Genomic DNA, 19,963 nt, shown 5'->3' with positions numbered 1-19,963 from the left:
TGCACAGTTATAACTGTCGAATTCCGTAGGCGACCACACCGACGACCACAACGCCGGCTCCGACGAGCACCGAGGAGATCGGCAGCAGGATCGCCAACATCAAGCAGCCGATGAGGCCAACCACGGGAATCAACGTGCGGCCCAACGTGATAGCCGCCGCGTTGGCGATCGCGTAGTAAACCAGCACCGCGAACGCCGAGAAACCGATCGCCCCCCGCACGTCTGCGAACGCGGCGACCACCGCGACGACGACACCCACGACCAGCTCGGCGCGGTGTGGAACCGCGAAGCGCGGGTGAACCGCGGCAAGGGTGTGCGGCAGATGGCCGTCGCGGGCCATCGCCAGCGTCGTCCGCGACACGCCGAGGATCAGCGACAACAACGATCCCAGCGCCGCGACCGTCGCGCCTGCGCGGATCAAGGGTTCGAAACCCGGGTGGCCCGCGGCCCGTACGGCATCGGCGAGCGGCGCACTCGACGTCGCAAGGACGTCGCCGCCCAGCTGCAGCCCGACCGCCACCGTGACGGTCGCATAGACGGCCAACGTGATGCCGAGCGCGATGGGAATGGCCCGAGGGATCGTGCGCGCCGGGTCGCGCACCTCCTCGCCGAGGGTGGCGATGCGGGCATAACCCGCAAACGCGAAGAACAACAGGCCCGCCGCCTGCAGCACCCCGCCGACGCTGCTGCCGTCGAAACCCGACAGGGGTGCGCGCACGACACCGGATTCGAAGACGGCCGCCACGACCGCGGCGAGCACGGCCAGCACGATCGCGACGATGACCCGGGTGAGCAACGCCGACTTCTGGATGCCCGCGTAGTTGACCGCGGTAAGCACGGCGACAGCGGCGACGGCGACAGCATGCGCGTGCGCGGGCCACGCGTAGACGCCGACCGTGAGCGCCATCGCCGCGCACGAGGCTGTCTTGCCGACAACGAAACTCCAGCCCGCGGTGTAACCCCAGAATTCGCCAAGACGCTCGCGGCCGTACACGTAGGTTCCGCCGGACTGTGGGTAAAGCGCGGCCAGCCGCGCCGACGAGGTCGCATTGCAGTAGGCGACGACGGCGGCGACCGCCAGCGCGATGAGTAGGCCCGAACCCGCGGCAGCCGCGGCGGGTCCGAGTACGACGAAGATCCCGGCGCCGATCATCGAGCCGAGACCGATAGTCACGGCGTCCGCGATTCCGAGCCGCCGTTGCAGTGCGGGCTCCTCCGGCGTGCTCACCGGAGCTGATACTAGGTCAGGCCGTGGCGTCCTCTCCGAACACCGACTCGCGGCCCCAAATGGTGGCGGCCACGAAGACGACGACGGCGAGGAGGCTCGCGCCGATGGCCACCAGCGGGATCGTCCAGAGACGGCGCAGCATCAGTGCGGTCTCGCAGTGGCCGACGTAGTCGCCTCCGGTGGCCTCGGTCGCCTGCGTCAGGTTGGCGAAGTATCCGGTACCGCATTTGATCTGGAACCCGAATTGGTCGTAGGAGTCGATGAAGACGGGGAAGTTCAGCGCGAGCAACCCGGTGGCGATCAGGGCGACGCTGAGCACACCGACGTAGAAGGCGCGGTGGTGGTAGTGATGCACTTCCTAGGCCTCCAGTCTCCCTCGCTCATGCCTACGCCCGTCGGCTATGTTAACGGCCATTCTGATTCCAGCTATTACTTTGTCGATATTTTGCAACAGAAGTCGGCCGGTAAGTGTTGGCCCGGTCCGTTAGGGTGAGCGCCATGGCGCGCCGCGCACGCGAGCAGCGGATCAGTCCCAGCCGGCCGATCCCAGATGGCGGCGTCCGGCGACGGCCCAAGGACCGCAAGGCACAGATCGCTCGTGCGTCCGCAGAGGCATTCAGCACGTTCGGCTATCACGCGGTCAGCATGGAGGCGATCGCGTCGCGGGTCGGGATTTCGGCGGCCGCGCTGTACCGGCACTACCCGAGCAAGTACGACCTGTTTCGCGACGCCGTGCTGGCACTAGGTGAGCAGTTGGTCGGATGCACGGCGTTCGCCGAGGACGCGCAACCCGACGCGGAGACGCTGCAGCGGCTGATCTCCGCGATCACCGAAACCGCGCTCGCCAATCGCGAGTCGGGCGGGCTCTACCGCTGGGAGGCGCGCTATCTGCGCGGCGACGACCAGGCCACTCTGAACGGCCAGATGCGGACGGTGAACCGCCGGATTCAACTGCCGCTGTTGGCACTTCGGCCGGAACTGTCCTGGCGACAGCGCTGGATGCTGTCCTCGTCGATGCTGAGCGTGATCGGCAGCATCGTCGATCATCACGCGAAGTTGCCCGCCGTCCACATTCGTGCCGTGCTTGGCGAAATCGCCACCGCCATCTCGACCGCTGACGTGCCCGACCTGTCCGACGGTTCCGCTGCCGAAGCACAACGTAGGAGGCCGACGGGGGTCGACCCGTCGAAATACGAAGCGCTGCTGACAGAGTCGTTGCGGCTGTTCAACCGAAAGGGCTACCGCGACACCACGATGGAGGAGATAGCGTCGACGGTCGGCATGCCGACGTCAGGGATCTACCGATACTTCTCCGGCAAGAACGACATTCTTGCCGCGATATACCGGCGGGCGGCCGATCGGCTGTCCTCGGAGGCCTCGTCGATCCTCGGCGTGGTCACCGGGCCGGAGCAGGCGCTGACCGGGTTGATCGACGCCTACGTGAAGCGTTCTTTCGACCACCCGGAACTCGCCTACGTCTACTACACCGAGCGGGTGAACATGTCGCCCGCCGACCAGAAGATCCTGCGCAATCTGCAGAGGGCGACGGTCGAATCGTGGGTGCGGTTGTTGACCGAGATCCGTTCGGACTGGACCGTGGGGCAGGCGCGGTTCGCCGTGCATGCCGCTATGGCGTTGGTGATCGACGTGGGCAGGTTGGTGCATTACGACAACACCGCCGCATCGCGCCTTGCTGTCGGTGGGTTGCTGGACCTCGCGCTGCTTGGCCGCTACCGGTTGCGAACGACGTTGCCCGCCAGGTAGGCGCCGTAACCGATCAACCCGATAACGGCCAGTGGCCGGGTCTTTCGCGCAGTGAGCGCCAGGCCGATCGCGGTTTCGATGCCGCCGTCGATGTAGACGTGCTTGCGGGTGTCGCGCGGGAACGCCTGACCGGTGATGTCGTCGAACAATTCGGGCTTGGCGAAATGCGCGACCCCGGCCCCGGCAATCCCGAGGCCGACGAGCCGCGCGAGGCGCGAACCGCCAGTACTTTCAGTGGACACGAGTTCGAACTTAATCATGCGAATTGGTAGTCGGTCAACGGGAATCGAGAGGCTTCTTCGATGGCGGCCCTGGCGGACATGGGTCGCAAGAGCGCCGCCTCGCCGCTCGGATTGAAGTAGTAGGAGCGCGAGGTGGCGCAGTTACCGACCGCGAACACCGAGTCGCCGATCAGTTTGGTCATCCGGTCCAGGTACTGGGCGTTGGCCTCCACCGTCACCTCGAAGGTGTCGGCTGCTCGCCGCTTCATCTCGCCGAGTAACCGGTCCATCAGCCGCATCTGGTATTCGACCGTGTTGAAGAAGTTCAGCCCGAGAAACGCATATGGGCTGGAGAGGCTGAGGAAATTCGGAAAGCATGGCATCGACACGCCCTGATAGGCTTGGAAGCGATTCTCACGCCACCACTTTCCGAGATTGCGCTCGTCACGTCCGATGATTTCGAACGCCGGGAAGTTGGCTTCCCACAGGTCGAACCCGGTAGCCAGTACCAGCGTGTCGACGACGTTCTTCGTGCCGTCAGCGGCAACGATGCCGTCCGCCTCGATGTGGTCGATGCCGCTGTCGTGTAGATGTGCGTTGGGCTTGGCGAAGGTGCGGTAGTACCTGTTCGAGAACGTCGGTCGTTTGCATCCGAGATCGTAGTCAGGTGTGAGTTTTTCGCGTAGGCCCCTGTCGCGGATCTGCATGAACCGAAGCATCTTGGCGAGGTCGGTCGCGCCGATGTTGAGCCTGCGAAAGAAAAGCTGCCGATGGTGTAGGCCGGTGTAGATGAGGAATTCGTAAATTCCATCGGTGATCGCTCGAATGACTCTCTGCACCAATGGAAAACGGCGAAACAAGCGCTTGGCCCAAGCGGGGAATCGGAAGTCGATCTTCGGCACGACCCAAATCGGTGTGCGCTGGTACACGGTGAGATCGGCAGCCTCCTCGGCCAGCTCGGGAACGAGCTGCACCGCGGTCGCGCCGGTGCCGATGACCGCGATCCGCCGACCGGCCGCGTTGTAGCTGTCGTCCCAATCGGAGGTATGGACGATTTTGCCCGCGAAATCGCCGATGCCAGGGATCTCCGGTAGCCGAGGCTGTGAGAGAAATCCTGTCGCGGTGATGAGGATCCGGGTGGCGATCGTCTCGCCGCCGGCGAGCGCGATATTCCACACCTTCGCGTCCTCGTCCCAGCCTGCCGACTCAACTGCGGTGTTGAAACGCATGTGGCGGCGAACATCGTATTTGTCGGCGACGTCGTTGGCGTACCGCTTGATCTCCGTGCCGGTCGAGTACAGCCGCGACCAGTTCGGATTCGGCTCGAAGAAATAGGAGTACGTGGTGGCGGGGACGTCAACGGCCAACCCCGGGTAGTGGTTGACCAGCCAGGTCCCACCCAGGTCGGCTGCGCGTTCGAGGATGACGAAGTTTTCATAGCCGAGCCGCCTCAGCTGGATGGCGGCTCCGATTCCCCCGAATCCAGCCCCGACGACGACCGCCTCAAATTGCTGCGGAGTCACCCTTAAAACGGTACATATTTATTTCTTGAGGGCGCCTGTGCGTGGCAGCTCCGTGGTCGCAATGCAGGTGACGAAGCGGTCGCCCTGGCCCCATGAGTCCTCACTCGGGTACAGCACGAACAGCCCGACGTCGGGATCCTCTGCGGCCTCGGGCGAATACTTCGCAAGCTCAGGCGCACACTTGTTTTGGTACTCCTCGATCGCGAACTGGCCGGGGAAATCTCCGTCGGGCATCGTCATCACCGAGAAGATTTCGCCGGTGTGCGGTTCGCCACACGGCGCGGTGTCGACGGTGATCACCAGTCCGGACGCGGGCAGTTCCTTGAGACAGTCGCCCGCCTTCACGTCGGTGGCGCTGACGGTGCCCTTGTCGAAGATCACCAGAAAGATCACAAGGGCGACGATCGCCAATATCCAGAGCCCCGAGAGCACCAGACCCGCGATCGCCATCCCGCGCCCGCCCTGGCCCTTCTTGGCCCTGTTCAGCCCGACGATGCCGCAGACCACGCTGATCAGGACACCGCCAAGGACACCGAAGATCAACGAAATGACGGCCCACCAGTTGGTGCCAGGAGCAGGCGGCGCGTACTGGCCTTGCGGTGGCCCGTACGGGCCCGGCGGTGGCGGGTACTGGCCTTGTGGTGGCGGGTAGTACGGCGGTGCGGGATACGCCCCTGGCGGCGGCGGGGGATACGCGCCTGACGGTGGCGGCGGCGGGGGATACGGTCCCGGCGGCGGCTGGTCGGGTGGAGGAGGATAGCCCGGCGGCGTGGTCACGAAAGCAACCGTAGCGCCGCATCCACCGCAAGCACCGGTACATCGAGTGTCTTGGAGCCGAGGTCGTGGCGGGCGCCGGTGATCTCGACGACTTCGGTGGACGCAGGAATCAGCGCGGCGGCGGCGCGCAGCTCCTCGATGGAGCCGAACGGATCGGACGTGCCGTGCGTGAACACCGTCGGCGCCCCGATCCGCGGAAGGTGTTCGGTGCGAAGCCTTTCGGGTTTACCGGGCGGATGAAGAGGGTAGGAGAACAGCGTAAGCGCGTCGACGCGCGCTGTGCCGTCGGCAACCGCCATCGACGTCATCCGGCCGCCGTATGAATGGCCGCCCGCGATGACGGGACCCGTGGCCAGCGTGGCGGCCAGTTCTATCGCCTCGACGACGCCCGCCTGGTCGGTGGCCGCGGACCCCGATGGCGGGCCCTTCGGCCTGCGCCTGCGGTACGGCAGGTTGTAGCGCACGGCGAGCCAACCGCGGCGTGCCCATTCTTCGCAGATCTTCTTGAGCAGCACGGCTTCTCGGCTTCCCCCCGCGCCGTGGGTCAGCATGACCGTGCCGTTCGGCGTGCCGTCGGGCAAATGCGCGATACCAGCGATGTCGTCGAGGCTCACGACGGCCCCCGCGCGAGCCGGAACAGCGGTGACACCGGGCCGTGGCCGTGGCCGTGGCCCAACGGGTAGGCGGCGCGCAGACATTCGGTCACCCACGACTTTGCGAACGCCACCGCGTCCGGCACGGTGTAGCCGTGCGCCAGCGCGCTGGCCACGGCGGCCCCGAGCGTGTCGCCTGCGCCGTGGTCGTCGCCGGTGTCGATGCGGGCCGCGCCGAACTCGTAGAAGTCGGTGCCGTCGTACAGCAGATCGGGGCTCTCCGGGGAGGACCGCAGATGGCCGCCCTTGACCAGCGCCCAGGTCGGCCCCAGCGCGTGCAGCGCGCGGGCGGCATCGCGCTGGGACGCGTCGTCGACGACGTCGATGTTGACGAGCAGGCGTACCTCGTCGAGGTTCGGCGTCACCAGGGTGGCAAGCGGAAACAGCTCGCCCCGAAGGGAATCCAGCGCGCTCGGGTGCAGCAGCGGGTCGCCGTGCATCGACGCGCAGACCGGGTCGACGACCAGCGGCACCACACCGGCCAAGCCCTGCGAACGCCAGGTGTCGGCGACCGTCCCGATGATCTCCGACGACGCCAGCATCCCGGTCTTGGCGGCCTGTATTCCGATGTCGCTGGCCACCGCCTCGATCTGGCCGGCGATGACGTCGACGGGGATCTCGTGGAAGCCCTTGACCCCCATCGAGTTCTGCACGGTCACCGCGGTCACCGCGACGCAACCGTGCACGCCGAGCAACGCGAACGTGCGCATATCGGCCTGGATGCCTGCACCGCCGCCGGAATCCGAGCCTGCGATCGTCATCACCCTCGGAGGGGTCTGACCGCCGGGGGTCAGAGGTAGGAAACTCACGACAACTCCCTACGCCGGCATTACCCGGTCAGGTTCATACGGTCGACGGCGGTTACAGCCGTCCTCTCAGCGCGCTGAAGTGCGCGCTCCCGCGTGGTTACAGGCCGTCCTCACGCTATCGCATGGAACACAAATTGCCCCGCAATGGTTTGTATAGCTAACATATGTGTTTTGCACCGAAACGATACGTAAGCGAACTTGATGTCGACCGAGATAGAGATGACGAAACCCCCAGTCGTGGCTGACGCCGACGTGGCTGTCGTGGAGACCGCGCGCCGCCGCAAGCGGATGGACCACGACCACCCCTTCTACAAGTGGGTGGTGCTGTCCAACACCACGCTGGGCACGCTGCTGGCCACCATCAACGCGTCGATCGTCCTCATCTCGCTTCCTGCCATCTTCCGTGGCATCGGTCTTAATCCATTGGCGCCGGGCAACGTCAGTTACCTGCTGTGGATGCTGATGGGCTATCTCGTGGTCACGGCCGTGCTTGTGGTCCCGTTCGGCCGTCTCGGCGACATGTTCGGCCGGGTGAAGATCTACAACCTCGGCTTCGTGGTGTTCACCCTCGCGGCTGTCGCGTTGTCCTTCGACCCCTTTCACCTCGGCGGCGGTGCCCTGTGGCTGATCGGCTGGCGGGTCGTGCAGGGCGTCGGAGGCGCGATGCTGATGGCGTCGTCGTCGGCGATCCTCACCGATGCGTTCCCGTCGAACCAGCGCGGCATGGCACTCGGCGTGAACATGGTGGCCGCCGTCGCGGGATCCTTCCTCGGCTTGCTCATCGGCGGATTTCTCTCCGAGTGGCACTGGAAGGCGATCTTCTGGGTCGGGGTGCCCATCGGCATCCTCGGCACCGTGTGGAGCATCCGGTCGCTGAAGGAACTCGGCGTCCGCACGCCGGGCCGACTCGACTGGGCCGGCATCCTGTCCTTCGGGGTCGGCCTGACGGTGCTGCTGACCGGCATCACCTACGGCATTCAGCCCTACGGTGAGTCGACGACCGGGTGGACGAGCCCCTATGTTCTCGGCGCCATCCTCTTCGGCCTGCTGTCGCTGGTGGCTTTCTGCTTCATCGAGTTGCGGGTCGCCGATCCCATGGTCGATATCAGGCTCTTCCGCTCCGCGTCGTTCGGCATGGGTAACCTCGCCGGGCTGATGTCCTCCATGGGCCGCGGCGGTCTGCAGTTCATGCTCATCATCTGGCTGCAGGGCATCTGGCTTCCGTTGCACGGCTACAGCTTCGAGTCGACACCGCTGTGGGCAGGCATATACATGCTGCCCATGACGGCGGGCTTCCTGGTGGCCGGGCCGCTGGCGGGCTCGCTGTCCGACCGCTTCGGTGCGCGCCCCTTCACGGTCGGCGGCATGCTGCTGATGGCCGCGACCTTCGTCGCGCTGGTGATGATCCCGGTGAACTTCAACTACTGGCTCTTCGCGGTTCTGGTGTTCTTCAACGGCCTCGGCGGCGGCATCTTCACCGCACCCAACACCGCGGCGATCATGTCCAGCGTCCCGGCCGCCCAGCGCGGCGCCGCCTCAGGCGTGCGTGCGACGTTCTTCAACGCAGGCTCATCGCTGTCGATCGGCGTGTTCTTCTCGCTGATGATCGTCGGGCTGGCGCACACCCTTCCTTCGGCCATGAGCAGCGGGCTGCAAGCGCAGGGAGTTTCGGCGTCCGTCGCGCACGAGGTGGCCAACCTGCCCCCCGTCGGCAGCCTGTTCGCGGCATTCCTCGGCTACAACCCGATCGCCGAACTGCTGGAGCCGTCGGGAGCCTTGCAGGACCCCGCCGTCAACGCCGATGTGCTGACCGGCAAGACGTTCTTCCCGCAGCTGATCACCGAGCCGTTCCACTCCGGGCTCAGCGTCGTGTTCATCGCCGCGGCCGTGATGATGCTCATCGGGGCCGTCGCCTCGATGTTCAACGCAGGCCGGTACGGCACCAGCGACGAGGACTGACGCGGGTCGAAAGAGGGCCTTTCGACCCTGACAGCCGGATCATGCGCGCACCTAGGCTCCGCACATGGCAGCGTCGCCAATGGTCACCGAAGCCCGGAGCCGCCCCGTAATACAGAAACATCCGCCCTCGGTCGCGCAGATGATCGTCGACCGCGTGAAGGCAACTCCTCTGCGGGAGGCCTTCCGTTATCCGACCGACCATGCGTGGACGAGCGTCAGTTGGGGAGACGTCGGTAAGCGCGTCGACCACATCGCGGCTGGCTTGATATCACTCGGCGTGCAGCCCGAGGACCGGGTGGCGCTAGCCTGCTCGACGCGTTACGAATGGGTGCTTGTCGACTTCGCGATCATGTGCTCGGGTGCGGCCACCACCACCGTGTATCCGACGACGAAAGCAAGTGATGTCGCCTATATCGTCGGCAACTCGGGCAGCCGGGTCGTCGTCGCCGAGGACCAGAATCAGATCGACAAGCTGCGAGAACACCGTGCCGAACTCACCAACGTGATGAAGGTCGTGGTCATCGACGGCGAGGGGGACGGCGACTGGGTGATCACCCTCGCCGAACTCGAGGAGCGGGGCCAGAAGCTGCTCGACGAGACGCCCGACGCGGTCTCGCATCGCATCGCATCGATCAACTCGGGTCAGCTGGCCAGCATCATCTACACGTCGGGCACCACCGGCAGGCCGAAGGGTGTGCGCCTCACACACGGGGCCTGGACGTATACCGCCGCGGCGATCGACGCGTTGGATGTGCTGGGACCCGACGACCTGAACTTCCTGTGGCTGCCGCTGGCGCACGCGTTCGGGAAGGTCATGCTGGCGCTGCCGCTGCTGATCGGCTTCCCGACCGCGATCGACGGACGGGTGGACCGGATCGTGGACAACCTCGCCCAGCTGCATCCCACGGTGATGGGCGCAGCGCCACGGATCTTCGAAAAGGCGCACTCGCGAATCGTCGCCATGGCGGCGACCGAGGGCGCCCTCAAAAAGCGGATCTTCGACTGGGCACTCGAGGTGGGGCTTGAGGTGTCACGGGCACGACAGGCGGGTCAGAAGATCCCGTTGACGCTGAAGGCCAAGCACAAGGTCGCCGACAGGCTGGTGTTCTCGACGATCCGAAAGCGGTTCGGTGGCAGGCTGCGCTTCTTTGTTTCCGCGGCTGCCGCGCTGGACCGCGACGTCGCGCAGTGGTTCGACGCCGTCGGCATCGTCGTGCTGGAAGGCTACGGGTTGACCGAGACCGCGGCCGCGTCGTTCATCAACCGCCCCGACGCCTACCGGTTCGGCACCGTGGGCTGGCCGTTCCCGGAAACGGAGCTCAAGATCGCCGGCGACGGCGAGATCCTGCTGCGTGGGCCGGGCGTGATGACGGGTTACCACGACCTGCCCGACGCCACCGCCGAGGCGCTCGAGGCGGACGGCTGGTTCCACACCGGCGATATCGGCGAGGTGGACGCCGACGGCTTCCTGCGGATCACCGACCGCAAGAAGGACATGTTCAAGACGTCGCAGGGCAAGTTCGTCGCACCCTCACCGATTTCAGCGGCGTTCAAGGGCCTCTGCCCGTACGCGGGTGAGCTGATCGTGATCGGCGAGGGCAAGCCGTATTGCGTCGCCCTGATCAGCCTCGACGCGGAGGCGATCACCGAATGGGCGGCCCGCAACGAGATGGCCGACGCAACCTTCGCCGAGATCGCCCGAGATGACCGCACTCACAGACTGATCAGCGGGTACGTCGACACGCTGAACAACCAGCTCAACCGTTGGGAACAGATCAAGAAGTTCGTCATCATCGATCGCGAATTGTCGGTTGAGTCAGGAGATCTCACGCCGAGCCTCAAGCTGAAGCGCAACGTCGTCACCGCAGCGTTCGGCGACCAGGTCACCGGACTGTACGAATAGCGCCGCCAGGAGCGGTGTGATGCCGGGCACAAGGTGGGTACCCCGTCGCTATGACGTCGACCGATAACCGGCCCAGCGAGATCCGACTGCAGGCGGCGCAGCAGGCGCAGGAAGCACGGGCGAAGATGGCGACCCGCCGCGACGAGTCCGACGGGGGACTCAGCGGCTGGCTTGCCGAGCGTGCGGGCCAGTGGGATCTGCAGGGACCCGACGAGGCGACGATGCAGCGGCAGAAGTTCTTCTGGAACTTTCTTGTCGACTACTGGTTCCGCATGGAGATGGATGGCTGGGAGAACCTGCCCGAAACGCCGGTGTTGTTGGTGGGCATTCACTCTGGTGCGCCGTTCGTCTGGGACGCCTGGACGGTTGGTGTGCAGTGGTGGCGTCGGTTCGGCCAGGACAGGCTTCTGCACGGCACCGCGCATGACGCGCTGATGGCAATCCCGGGAATCGGCCGCTACTTCCGCGCGATGGGCGTGCTTCCCGCGGCGCCCGACTCGATGGCCACGGCGTTGGCGGAGGGACGCGACGTCGCAGTGTGGCCCGGCGGCGAGGTCGACTCACTGAGGCCGTGGAGCGAACGCGATCGGGCAAATCTGGCGGGCCGCAGCGGATTCGTGAAGATGGCGATCCGTGCAGGCGTTCCAATCGTGCCGATCGCCACGGTCGGGGGCGCCGACGCGATGCCGGTGCTCATCCGTGGTGACGCGCTTGCGAAGGCGCTCAGGCTGGACAAGCTGTTGCGTCTGAAGGTCTTTCCCATCGCCGTGTCGCTGCCCTGGGGGATAGCGCCTGCGGCGTTGCCGCAGTTTCCGTTGCCCGCCAAGATCAGAACCAGGCTGATGCCTGCCATCGAACTCGACCACGATCCACAACGTGTCGACGACGACGAGTACGTCGAATCCAAGTATCGCGAGGTGCAGTCCAGCATCCAGTGCGGAATGGATGCATTGGCCCGAAAGCGGGCGCTGCCGCTGTTCGGCTGATGTTCGGGCGGTTCGAACCCGCAAATCATAGGGAAACACCTGATTTCTTCGGGGGCCTCCACCCAATAGCGTCGAGGCAGGAATTTCACCGTCGAAGAAGTGGGTGGCTCATGACGCTCTCACAGGTCATTCGCGTGTTGTCCGTCGTCGCGACGCTGCTGTTCGGCCTCGTGTTCGGCCCTCTCGTGCCGATGGCCGGGGCCGACACGGCCGCGGCACAGCTGAAGAGTGCCACGGTCAAGAAGACGACGCTGACCTACACGTTTGCATTGCAGGACACCGAAGATGTCGGCGGCATTTGGCTGACGGTGCGGGAGCGGGACAACCCGGACAATGTCATCGTCAGCGGGCAGGACGTCGACATCCATCCGATACCGGGAGCCTTCCGCGACATCACCCGAACGGCGGCCGGCATGCCGGAGGGCACAGCGGTGTGCGTGAGCGTTGTCGTGTGGAAGTACGTGCACCTCGGGATAAACGACGACCCGTCGCCCCCGTCGAATCAGATCTGCACGGACCCTGAGACGACAGCGAGTCAGGCCGACCTCGCCCTGCAGAACATCCGCGGCAAGCAGGAACCTCTCGCACCCGAGACTTACGCATACCTGATCCTCGTGGACAACAACAGCGCCAACGACGCGAAGGACGTCACCGTCGATATCTCCACCTCCGGTGTCGCGACGTTGGCGGCCGACCAAGGTCTGGTCGCACCCGGCTGGGCGGCAGGTGGATACTCCTGTGCCACAAGGCCTCCCGTCGGCGGCGAGTCGTCGGCGATGACGTGTCGAGGCGGCACCCTGAAGGCCAAGGACCATACCAATCCCGCCGTGATGGTCACGTTCAACAGTGCGGGCTTCGGGACCATCCATGCACAGGTGAGCGGGGGTGGCGACACGACGCCGGGCAACAACGGCACCGCGCTGACGCTTCAGCCCGTCCAGAAAACCGGTTGAGAGGAGTTCGACTATGAGTCCGAAATTAAGTAGGTGTGTCGCAGTCGCGGCAATGTTGGCGGGCAGTGGCCTGGCCGCCCTCGGCTTCGCGGGTGCGGCCTCGGCGGACACCATAGCCGACCAGCCCGTAGGGGTGGGGCAGTGCCAGCCGAACACCAGCCAAAGATGCCCACAGGAGCCGCAGGTCAACTACAACGTCCCCGCGGAAGGGGTGGTCCAAGCGCACTTCACCGCGAATGCCAACCATTGCTCGGACATCAACGTGCGCTTCATCAAGGACGAGAAGAGCACCGGTTGGTATCCGATGAGTGACTGGATGCGAGTTGGTCCAGGGCAGACCGTCGACAGTCCGACAGTTGACCGCACGGCCGGCGGCCATGTCATCAAAGTGCAGGCCGAAGGGATCGACGGCGGTTGCAACACCGGCCATCTCGACGCATGGGGAGGAACACTGCGTGTCGACTTCACGCCGGACGCCGCACCGATAGGGCAGCCGGACGTGCCCAAGTTTCAGCTTCCGGACCTCGGCTTCCCTGGACCGCCGGATGGTCTCGATGTCAACTGAGGCCCGCTAGCCAAGCTCGACGAGCACCGGCGCGTGATCGCTTGGCGCCTTGCCTTTTCGTTCCTCGCGGACGATCTCGGCGTGCGAGACGCGCTGCGCCAGCGCGGGTGAGCCGAGGATGAAGTCGATGCGCATGCCTCGGTTCTTCGGGAACCGCAGCTGGGTGTAGTCCCAGTAGGTGTAGACCGCGGGGCCCGGCGCGAAAGGCCGCACCACGTCGGCGTATTGCGCGTCGACGATCGCGTTGAACGCCGCGCGTTCTGGTCCGGTCACGTGGGTGCTGCCCTGGTAGGCCTCGACGCTCCACACGTCCTCGTCGGTCGGCGCGATGTTCCAGTCGCCGGTCAGTGCGATCTGCGCCTGCGGGTTCTCGGCCAGCCACTGCTGCGCGGTATCCTTCAGCGCGGCAAGCCATTCCAGCTTGTAGCTGTAGTGCGGGGAATCCACCGTGCGGCCGTTGGGTATGTAAAGGCTCCACACCCGCACGCCGTTGCATGTGGCACCGAGCGCACGTGCCTCGGCCACGGCTTCGACGTCGGGCTTGTCACCCCACGTCGGCTGCCCGTCGAAGCCGACCGCAACGTCGTCGATGCCGACACGCGATGCGATCGCCACGCCGTTCCACTGGTTGAAGCCGCAGTGCACGACGTCGTATCCGAGGGCGGCGAACGGCATGGTGGGGAATTGGTCGTCGGCGCACTTGGTCTCCTGCATTGCCAGCACGTCGACGTCGGCGCGTTCCAGCCAGTCGGTGACGCGGTCGACGCGGGCCCGGATCGAGTTCACGTTCCAGGTGGCCAGCCGCATGGCTACAGGTTACGGATCCACACCGCTGCCCAGGTGCGCACCGTCGACGTAGCGGGCGTGGTGCTGCGTGCTGAAGCCGAGTTGTTCGTACAGCGCGATCGCGGGTGCGTTGTCGACGAGGACCTGCACGTAGCAGTGCTGTGCACCCCGTTCGCCGGCCCAGGCCATCAGCGCGAGGCACATGGCCCGCGCGTGGCCTTCTCGCCGCCGCCCTTCGGCGACGCGCACGGCCGACATACCTGCCCAGCGGGTTCCGTCCGGTGCGGTAGTGACCGCCGCGCGGCCGACGGCGGCGTCGCCGCGGGTGGCGAACACCAGGTCGCCGTCGACGACTGCGGTGAGCACATCGACGGGGACCGGGCGCTCGTAGATGCGCAGCCACCTGCCGTCGGGACGGTGTGCGAGCGTCACCGTCACATCGGCCTCACCCATCGGCAGGTCGCGCACCATGACCACCGTCTCGAGATGGGCGGGCTGCCCCTTCGGCAGCGTAAGCAGCCGGTCGGGCAGCGAAAGCCACGGCGTCTGGCCGCGTTGCGCGTACCAGTCGACGATGGCGGGCACGGTATCCATTCCCGCCTCAACGCCAAGCGGCACAGCGGAATTCGCCCGGTGAGTGTGTCCGCCCGCGGCGCGCAGCAGCCAGCCGTCGAGCCACTGCCGCTCGGTGCCGGGCCACGCCAGCGCGGCGGCATGCTCGGTCGCCCGGATCTGCGACGTCCGCACCGGTGCCGCCGTCAGTGCCCTTACTGCGACGACGTCCTCGGCCGAGATCTCCACCACCGCACCTGTTTTCGTCTTGACACGGACGAGCGGGCCAGCTTGCAACAGGTGGCCGATCACATCGGTCAGCGGCGGCACCGACCCTTCCTCGCGCCGGTAGCGCAGGCTGACCCTGGTGCCCACCGTGGGAAGGTCGGTCACGTCAATGGCCGAACGGGTCAGGGTCCTCACCGGGCATCCACGTCAGGCCCGGCACACCCCAACCGTGCGACTTGACCGCCCGCTTGGCGCTGCGCGCATGCCTGCCGACCAACCGGTCGAGGTACAAGAACCCGTCCAGGTGTCCGGTCTCGTGCTGCAGCATCCGCGCGAACAGCCCGCTGCCCTCCAGGGTGATCGGCGTGCCGTCGGCGTCCAGCCCGGTGACCCGCGCCCAGTCGGCACGGCCGGTCGGGAACGACTCTCCGGGCACCGAAAGGCAGCCCTCGTCGTCGTTCTCGGGGTCGGGCATCGTCTCGGGTACATCGGAGGTCTCCAGCACCGGGTTGACGATCACGCCCCGCCTGCGGGCCGTCTTGCCGCGATCCTCTGCGCAGTCGTAGACGAACACCCGCGCCGACACGCCGATCTGGTTGGCCGCAAGGCCGACGCCGTACGCGGCGTCCATCGTGTCGAAGAGATCTGTGATCAAGTCGGCGACTTCGGGCGGCAGCGAACCATCGTCGGCCACCGGCACCGGAGTGGTCGCGGTGTGTAAGACGGGATCTCCGACGATTCGGATGGGTACGACTGCCACGGTTGGCAAGCTTAAGTGAGCCGACTCGCCCGGTTGGCTGACGGCCCAACAAGCAATGCCGTGGTTCAATATTCGCCGTATCGCTAGCGACATCGAGTGTGGGAAGGGTCCAGGAGCCACATGGACGGCGCCATGGCGCGGACTGAGCAATCCGGGGACGATTCTGAACTCACCGATGGCCTGACCCGACGCGAACACGACATTCTCGCCTTCGAACGACAGTGGTGGAAGTACGCAGGCGCCAAGGAAGATGCCATCAAGGAACTGTTCTCGATGTCGGCGACCCGCTACTACCAGGTGCTGAACGCGCTGGTCGACCGGCCGGAGGCGCTGGCAGCCGATCCGATGCTGGTCAAGCGGCTGCGACGGCTCCGTGCGAGCAGGCAGAAGGCCAGGGCGGCTCGCCGTCTCGGCTTCGAGGTGACCTGAGCCTTTCGTGGGTTCGCGCACCACGCCGATACAGTGGGCCAAATGAACGAGCGCCATTCCGACTCTTCCGGGCTGCCCCTGCGCGCCATGGTGATGGTGCTGCTGTTCCTGGGAGTGGTATTCCTGCTGGTCGGATTCCAGGCGATGGGGTCGGGAGACGACTCGAGCGCCGACGAGTCGCCGGTGGCGACGGTCAACACGACCTCGACGCCGTCGCCGACGTCGGAGGAGCCGGCACCTGCCGCCAAGGCAGACGTCCGCGTGTACAACATCTCGGAGACCGCAGGCGCCGCCGAGAACACCGCCAATCAGCTGCGGGACGCGGGTTGGAACGTCACCGAGACCGGCAACCTGACCCTCGAGGGGGTCACCGCGACCACCGTCTACTTCAGCGAGGCGCCGGGCGAGCGGGAGTCCGCCGATGAGGTGGGCCAGCTGCTCGCGGCTCCGGTCGAGCCGAGGTCTCCCGAGCTGGCCGAGCAACCACCGGGCGTGATCGTGGCGGTCACGGGATAGGCTCACCGCATGTTTAGGACCGTCACAGTCGCTGCCCTATTCGCATTCCCCGCTTTGGCGCTGAGCGCCTGCAGCGCACCCGAGACGCCGAGCTCGACGCCGGGCACCCCCCCGCCGGTTTGGACGGGGTCGCCTGCGCCGTCGGCTTCGGCCACCGAGCGCCAAGGAGAGGCGGCGCCCGCGGGCGACAAGCTGACCGCTCAACTCAAGAACGCAGCCGGCGCCACGGTGGCCACCGCCGACTTCGAGTTCTCCAGCGGCTTTGTGACCGTGACCGTGAAGACCACCGAACCCGGTCAGCTGACACCGGGCTTCCACGGGCTGCACATCCATTCGGTTGGCAAGTGCGAAGCGAGCTCGGTCGCACCGACAGGTGGCGAGCCGGGCGACTTCAACTCCGCAGGAGGGCATTTCCAGGTGCCAGGGCACAGCGGGCATCCGGCAAGCGGCGACCTCACGTCGCTGCAGGTGCGCGAGGACGGCACCGCCGAGTTGGTGACGACCGCCGATGCCTTCACCTCCGAGGATCTGCTCGCGGGCGCCAAGACGTCGATCATCATTCACGAGAAGGCCGACAACTTCGCCAACATCCCGCCGGAGCGCTACCAGCAGATCAACGGCACCCCGCCTCCGGACCAGACCACGCTGGCCACCGGCGACGCCGGGAAGCGGGTCGCGTGCGGTGTCATCGGTACCGGTTAGCAGTCGAATAGATTTCGCCGGGTCGGCTCGGCCGACCGTTGGTGTCGAATGGGAATTCGCCCTCGTCGACGCCGAGACCCGCGACCTGAGCAACGAAGCGGCTGCGGTGATCGCCGAGATCGGTGAAAACCCGCGCGTACACAAGGAATTGCTGCGCAACACGGTCGAGGTCGTCACCGGCATCTGCGACAACGCGGGTCAGGCGATGGAAGACCTGCGGTCCACCCTGCTGCCCGCGCGCGAAGTCGTGCGCAAACGCGGCATGGAACTTTTCTGCGCGGGCACGCACCCGTTCGCGAAGTGGTCCGCTCAGAAGTTGACCGATGCGCCGCGGTACGCGGAACTGATCAAACGCACCCAGTGGTGGGGTCGGCAGATGCTCATCTGGGGTGTGCACGTGCACGTCGGCATCTCCTCGGCGCACAAGGTGATGCCGATCGTCACGTCGCTGCTCAACCACTACCCGCACCTGCTGGCGCTGTCGTCGTCGTCGCCGTACTGGGACGGTGAAGACACCGGGTATGCGAGCAACCGCGCGATGATGTTTCAGCAGCTGCCGACGGCGGGCCTGCCGTTCCAGTTCCAGACGTGGGCGCAGTGGGAGGGGTTCGTCCACGACCAGAAGAAGACCGGCATCATCGACCACATGAACGAGATCCGTTGGGACATCCGGCCTTCCCCACATCTCGGCACGGTGGAGGTGCGCGTATTCGACGGCGTCTCCAACCTCCGCGAGCTCGGTGCCCTTACCGCGCTGACGCACTGCCTGATCGTCGATCTCGACCGCAGGCTGGACGCCGGTGAAGAGCTGCCGACGATGCCGCCGTGGCATGTGCAGGAAAACAAATGGCGTGCAGCGCGATACGGCCTCGACGCGGTGATCATCCTGGACGCCGACAGCAACGAGCGATTGGTCACCGAGGACCTCGACGAGCTGCTCAACCGGCTCGAACCCGTGGCGAGATCGCTGCACTGCAGCGACGAGCTGGCCGGGGTGGCCGACATCTACCGGCTCGGCGCGTCCTATCAGCGCCAGCGACGCATCGCCGAAGACACCGACGGCGACCTGCGCGCGGTGGTCGACGCCTTGGTCGGCGAGTTGGACATCTGAGCGTGCCGACCGTCCCGATGTTTCCGCTCGAGCGGGCGATGCTGCCCGGCGAGGAACTTCCGCTGCGGATTTTCGAACCGCGGTATTCCGCGCTGGTCTCCGACTGCCTCGCGATGGACGACCCCGCCTTCGGTGTCGTGTTGATCGAGGCGGGCCGCGAGGTCGGCGGCGGCGATGCGCGCAGCGATGTCGGCACGCTGGCCCACATCGCCGAGGTCGCCGACTTCGGCGACGGGCGCTACCGGCTCAACTGCGTGATGGCCGAGCGGATCCGGGTAGTGGAATGGCAGCCCGATCATCCCTATCCGCGGGCCGCGATCGAGCTGTGGCCCGACGAGCCGGGTGAACCGGTCGGCGCCGACGCCATCCGCGACATCGAGGACAAAATGGTCGCCTTGTTCGAACGGATCGCCGGTGCCCGCGGTGCCGAGATCAACGCGCGGGATATCGTGGCCGGGGCGGACGCCGTGCCGGACGCGGCAATGTGGTTGTACGCGTTGACGACCCGCTTGCCGATGGGACAGGCCGATCGCTACGCGGTGCTGTCCGCGCCGACGGTCGCGGCACGGTTGGCGGCACTGAGCGAAGCCGTCGAAACGGTCAGCGCGCTCGTCGAATTTCAGTTGTCGGGCGAATAACCGCTGAGTCTCGCCTCGACGAAAGCCGTTCGCGGCGTTGTGTCGTCGTCGGTCGTGCGGTTGTATCTCTTCATCAGGTCCGCGGCGTCGATCGTCGACACCTCCCAGCCGTGCGCGGAGAACCAGTCGGTGACCTCGGTGCGCTCCTCGATGAACCAGAGATCCGCCACGTCGGGGGTGTCGTCGGGCACACCGGCCTGCTCACGCAGCTGACGTAACCGCTCGCGGCGGCTGGCGAGGTACTCCGGATCGAAGAACCCGGCGCCGAAAGCCTCCACGGCGACACGGCTGCCCTTGGCGCTGAGGGCCGCGATTCGCTCGAACAGAAGATCCTGACCGTCGGCGGGGAGGTACGGCAACAGCCCCTCGGCCGCCCAAGCGGTCGGCTCGCCTGCATCGAATCCCGCCTCCCGCAACGCCTGCGGCCAGTCGCGCCGCAGGTCGACGGGTACCGCCACGTAACGGGCCGCGGGAGCCGCGCCGTGGGCGCGCAGTGTCTCGGTCTTGAACGCCAGCACCTTCGGCTGATCGATCTCGTAAACCACGCTGCCGTCGTTCCACGGCAGCCGCCACGCCCTGGCGTCGAGCCCGGCGGCGAGGATCACCGCCTGCTCGATACCGGCTGCGCCCGCCGCGATGAAGAATTCGTCGAACCACTTGGTGCGGGACGCGGCGTAACCGGAAATGGATCGGATCCGCTCGGCCATGTGCCGCTGCGGCAGTTCCCAGCCGCGCGTGACGGCCTCTGCGATGAACACCTCCGCGTACGGGTCCGTGTACAACGGGCACTCCGACGTCGACTCTTGAGATCGCGCCCACGCGACGCCCAATGCGGTGGCACCGACACTTTCGGTGATGTCCCAGGAGTCGTCGTCAGTTCTGGCCATTCGTGCCGCCTTC

Annotated in this window: 22 protein-coding genes and 1 riboswitch; of the genes, 11 read left to right on the top strand and 11 right to left on the bottom strand. The window is 66.2% G+C overall.

Going from position 1 to position 19,963, the window contains the following annotated elements; genetic code table 11:
• Positions 1-7: 7 nt before the first annotated feature.
• Both D6M19_RS20395 and D6M19_RS20390 read right to left on the bottom strand, forming a co-directional pair.
• Positions 8-1,228 carry an APC family permease gene (locus D6M19_RS20395; RefSeq protein WP_123027074.1) on the bottom strand — a complete coding sequence of 407 codons (1,221 nt, stop codon included), beginning with the start codon at positions 1,226-1,228 and terminating at the stop codon, positions 8-10.
• Positions 1,229-1,244: 16 nt separating this feature from the next.
• Positions 1,245-1,583, bottom strand: a complete 339-nt coding sequence (locus D6M19_RS20390) for a hypothetical protein (RefSeq protein ID WP_123027073.1) — start codon at positions 1,581-1,583, stop codon at positions 1,245-1,247.
• A 143-nt stretch (positions 1,584-1,726) separates the two neighbouring features.
• Here D6M19_RS20390 and D6M19_RS20385 point away from each other — a divergent pair, with 143 nt between their 5' ends.
• On the top strand, positions 1,727-2,992 hold the full coding sequence (locus D6M19_RS20385; RefSeq protein ID WP_123027072.1) for a TetR/AcrR family transcriptional regulator: 1,266 nt from the start codon (positions 1,727-1,729) through the stop codon (positions 2,990-2,992).
• On the opposite strand, the gene D6M19_RS20380 is transcribed toward D6M19_RS20385, so the two are convergent.
• The 5 genes from D6M19_RS20380 to thiD form a co-directional block, all read right to left on the bottom strand.
• A complete protein-coding gene (locus D6M19_RS20380) occupies positions 2,959-3,234 on the bottom strand; it encodes a DoxX-related protein (protein WP_234834955.1) in 276 nt (91 codons plus the stop codon). The genes D6M19_RS20385 and D6M19_RS20380 overlap by 34 nt on opposite strands.
• Positions 3,235-3,248: 14 nt before the next feature.
• Positions 3,249-4,736 carry a flavin-containing monooxygenase gene (locus D6M19_RS20375; protein WP_123027070.1) on the bottom strand — a complete coding sequence of 496 codons (1,488 nt, stop codon included), beginning with the start codon at positions 4,734-4,736 and terminating at the stop codon, positions 3,249-3,251.
• 18 nt (positions 4,737-4,754) lie between these two features.
• The gene (locus D6M19_RS20370) at positions 4,755-5,513 is read right to left on the bottom strand and encodes a DUF4190 domain-containing protein (protein WP_123027069.1); all 759 of its coding nucleotides are present in this window, start codon (positions 5,511-5,513) and stop codon (positions 4,755-4,757) included.
• Entirely contained in the window at positions 5,510-6,127 is a 618-nt protein-coding gene (locus D6M19_RS20365; RefSeq protein WP_123027068.1) for an alpha/beta hydrolase family protein, read from the bottom strand. Before D6M19_RS20365 ends, D6M19_RS20370 begins: the two co-directional genes overlap by 4 nt.
• Entirely contained in the window at positions 6,124-6,975 is an 852-nt protein-coding gene (gene thiD, locus D6M19_RS20360; RefSeq protein WP_123027067.1) for a bifunctional hydroxymethylpyrimidine kinase/phosphomethylpyrimidine kinase, read from the bottom strand. Before thiD ends, D6M19_RS20365 begins: the two co-directional genes overlap by 4 nt.
• Positions 6,965-7,078: riboswitch (TPP riboswitch) on the bottom strand. Its footprint overlaps the gene before it by 11 nt.
• Positions 7,079-7,176: 98 nt before the next feature.
• On the opposite strand from thiD, the gene D6M19_RS20355 reads away from it, so the two are divergent.
• The 5 genes from D6M19_RS20355 (at position 7,177) to D6M19_RS20335 (ending at position 13,341) form a co-directional block, all read left to right on the top strand.
• On the top strand, positions 7,177-8,934 hold the full coding sequence (locus tag D6M19_RS20355; RefSeq protein ID WP_206428580.1) for an MFS transporter: 1,758 nt from the start codon (positions 7,177-7,179) through the stop codon (positions 8,932-8,934).
• 64 nt (positions 8,935-8,998) lie between these two features.
• On the top strand, positions 8,999-10,837 hold the full coding sequence (locus D6M19_RS20350) for an AMP-dependent synthetase/ligase (protein WP_234834954.1): 1,839 nt from the start codon (positions 8,999-9,001) through the stop codon (positions 10,835-10,837).
• 50 nt (positions 10,838-10,887) lie between these two features.
• Positions 10,888-11,823 carry a lysophospholipid acyltransferase family protein gene (locus tag D6M19_RS20345; RefSeq protein ID WP_123027065.1) on the top strand — a complete coding sequence of 312 codons (936 nt, stop codon included), beginning with the start codon at positions 10,888-10,890 and terminating at the stop codon, positions 11,821-11,823.
• Between the two features lie 110 nt (positions 11,824-11,933).
• Positions 11,934-12,776, top strand: a complete 843-nt coding sequence (locus tag D6M19_RS20340) for a hypothetical protein (RefSeq protein WP_123027064.1) — start codon at positions 11,934-11,936, stop codon at positions 12,774-12,776.
• 13 nt (positions 12,777-12,789) lie between these two features.
• Entirely contained in the window at positions 12,790-13,341 is a 552-nt protein-coding gene (locus D6M19_RS20335; RefSeq protein ID WP_164478594.1) for a hypothetical protein, read from the top strand.
• 6 nt (positions 13,342-13,347) lie between these two features.
• Here the strand turns inward: D6M19_RS20335 and D6M19_RS20330 are convergent, their stop codons facing one another.
• Genes D6M19_RS20330 through D6M19_RS20320 form a run of 3 tightly spaced genes read right to left on the bottom strand, consistent with a single transcriptional unit; the run spans position 13,348 to position 15,667 of the window.
• Positions 13,348-14,148, bottom strand: coding sequence for an exodeoxyribonuclease III (locus tag D6M19_RS20330; RefSeq protein WP_123027062.1), 801 nt, complete (start codon positions 14,146-14,148; stop codon positions 13,348-13,350).
• 9 nt (positions 14,149-14,157) lie between these two features.
• Positions 14,158-15,072 (bottom strand): N-acetylglutamate synthase, CG3035 family, encoded by a 915-nt coding sequence (locus D6M19_RS20325; RefSeq protein WP_123027061.1) that lies wholly within the window; start codon positions 15,070-15,072, stop codon positions 14,158-14,160.
• 1 nt (position 15,073) lies between these two features.
• Positions 15,074-15,667, bottom strand: coding sequence for a peptide deformylase (locus tag D6M19_RS20320; RefSeq protein ID WP_123027060.1), 594 nt, complete (start codon positions 15,665-15,667; stop codon positions 15,074-15,076).
• A 120-nt stretch (positions 15,668-15,787) separates the two neighbouring features.
• On the opposite strand from D6M19_RS20320, the gene D6M19_RS20315 reads away from it, so the two are divergent.
• Genes D6M19_RS20315 through D6M19_RS20295 form a run of 5 tightly spaced genes read left to right on the top strand, consistent with a single transcriptional unit; the run spans position 15,788 to position 19,063 of the window.
• Positions 15,788-16,096, top strand: a complete 309-nt coding sequence (locus tag D6M19_RS20315) for a nucleoid-associated protein NapA (RefSeq protein ID WP_123027059.1) — start codon at positions 15,788-15,790, stop codon at positions 16,094-16,096.
• Positions 16,097-16,138: 42 nt separating this feature from the next.
• The gene (locus D6M19_RS20310) at positions 16,139-16,612 is read left to right on the top strand and encodes a LytR C-terminal domain-containing protein (protein WP_123027058.1); all 474 of its coding nucleotides are present in this window, start codon (positions 16,139-16,141) and stop codon (positions 16,610-16,612) included.
• A 9-nt stretch (positions 16,613-16,621) separates the two neighbouring features.
• A complete protein-coding gene (gene sodC / locus D6M19_RS20305; protein WP_123027057.1) occupies positions 16,622-17,314 on the top strand; it encodes a superoxide dismutase[Cu-Zn] in 693 nt (230 codons plus the stop codon).
• Positions 17,295-18,425 (top strand): glutamate--cysteine ligase, encoded by a 1,131-nt coding sequence (locus D6M19_RS20300; protein ID WP_123027056.1) that lies wholly within the window; start codon positions 17,295-17,297, stop codon positions 18,423-18,425. Before sodC ends, D6M19_RS20300 begins: the two co-directional genes overlap by 20 nt.
• A 2-nt stretch (positions 18,426-18,427) precedes the next feature.
• Complete coding sequence (locus D6M19_RS20295; protein WP_123027055.1) at positions 18,428-19,063, top strand: LON peptidase substrate-binding domain-containing protein; 636 nt, start codon at positions 18,428-18,430, stop codon at positions 19,061-19,063.
• Here the strand turns inward: D6M19_RS20295 and D6M19_RS20290 are convergent.
• Positions 19,045-19,950: an SAM-dependent methyltransferase gene (locus tag D6M19_RS20290; RefSeq protein ID WP_123027054.1), complete on the bottom strand. Its 906-nt coding sequence runs from the start codon at positions 19,948-19,950 to the stop codon at positions 19,045-19,047. The genes D6M19_RS20295 and D6M19_RS20290 overlap by 19 nt on opposite strands.
• Positions 19,951-19,963 lie beyond the last annotated feature (13 nt).

It is taken from the genome of Mycolicibacterium stellerae, from assembly GCF_003719305.1.
Lineage (GTDB): Bacteria > Actinomycetota > Actinomycetes > Mycobacteriales > Mycobacteriaceae > Mycobacterium > Mycobacterium stellerae.
The sequence above is the reverse complement of the archived record's forward strand: the minus strand, read 5'-3'. Positions and strand labels throughout refer to the sequence as shown.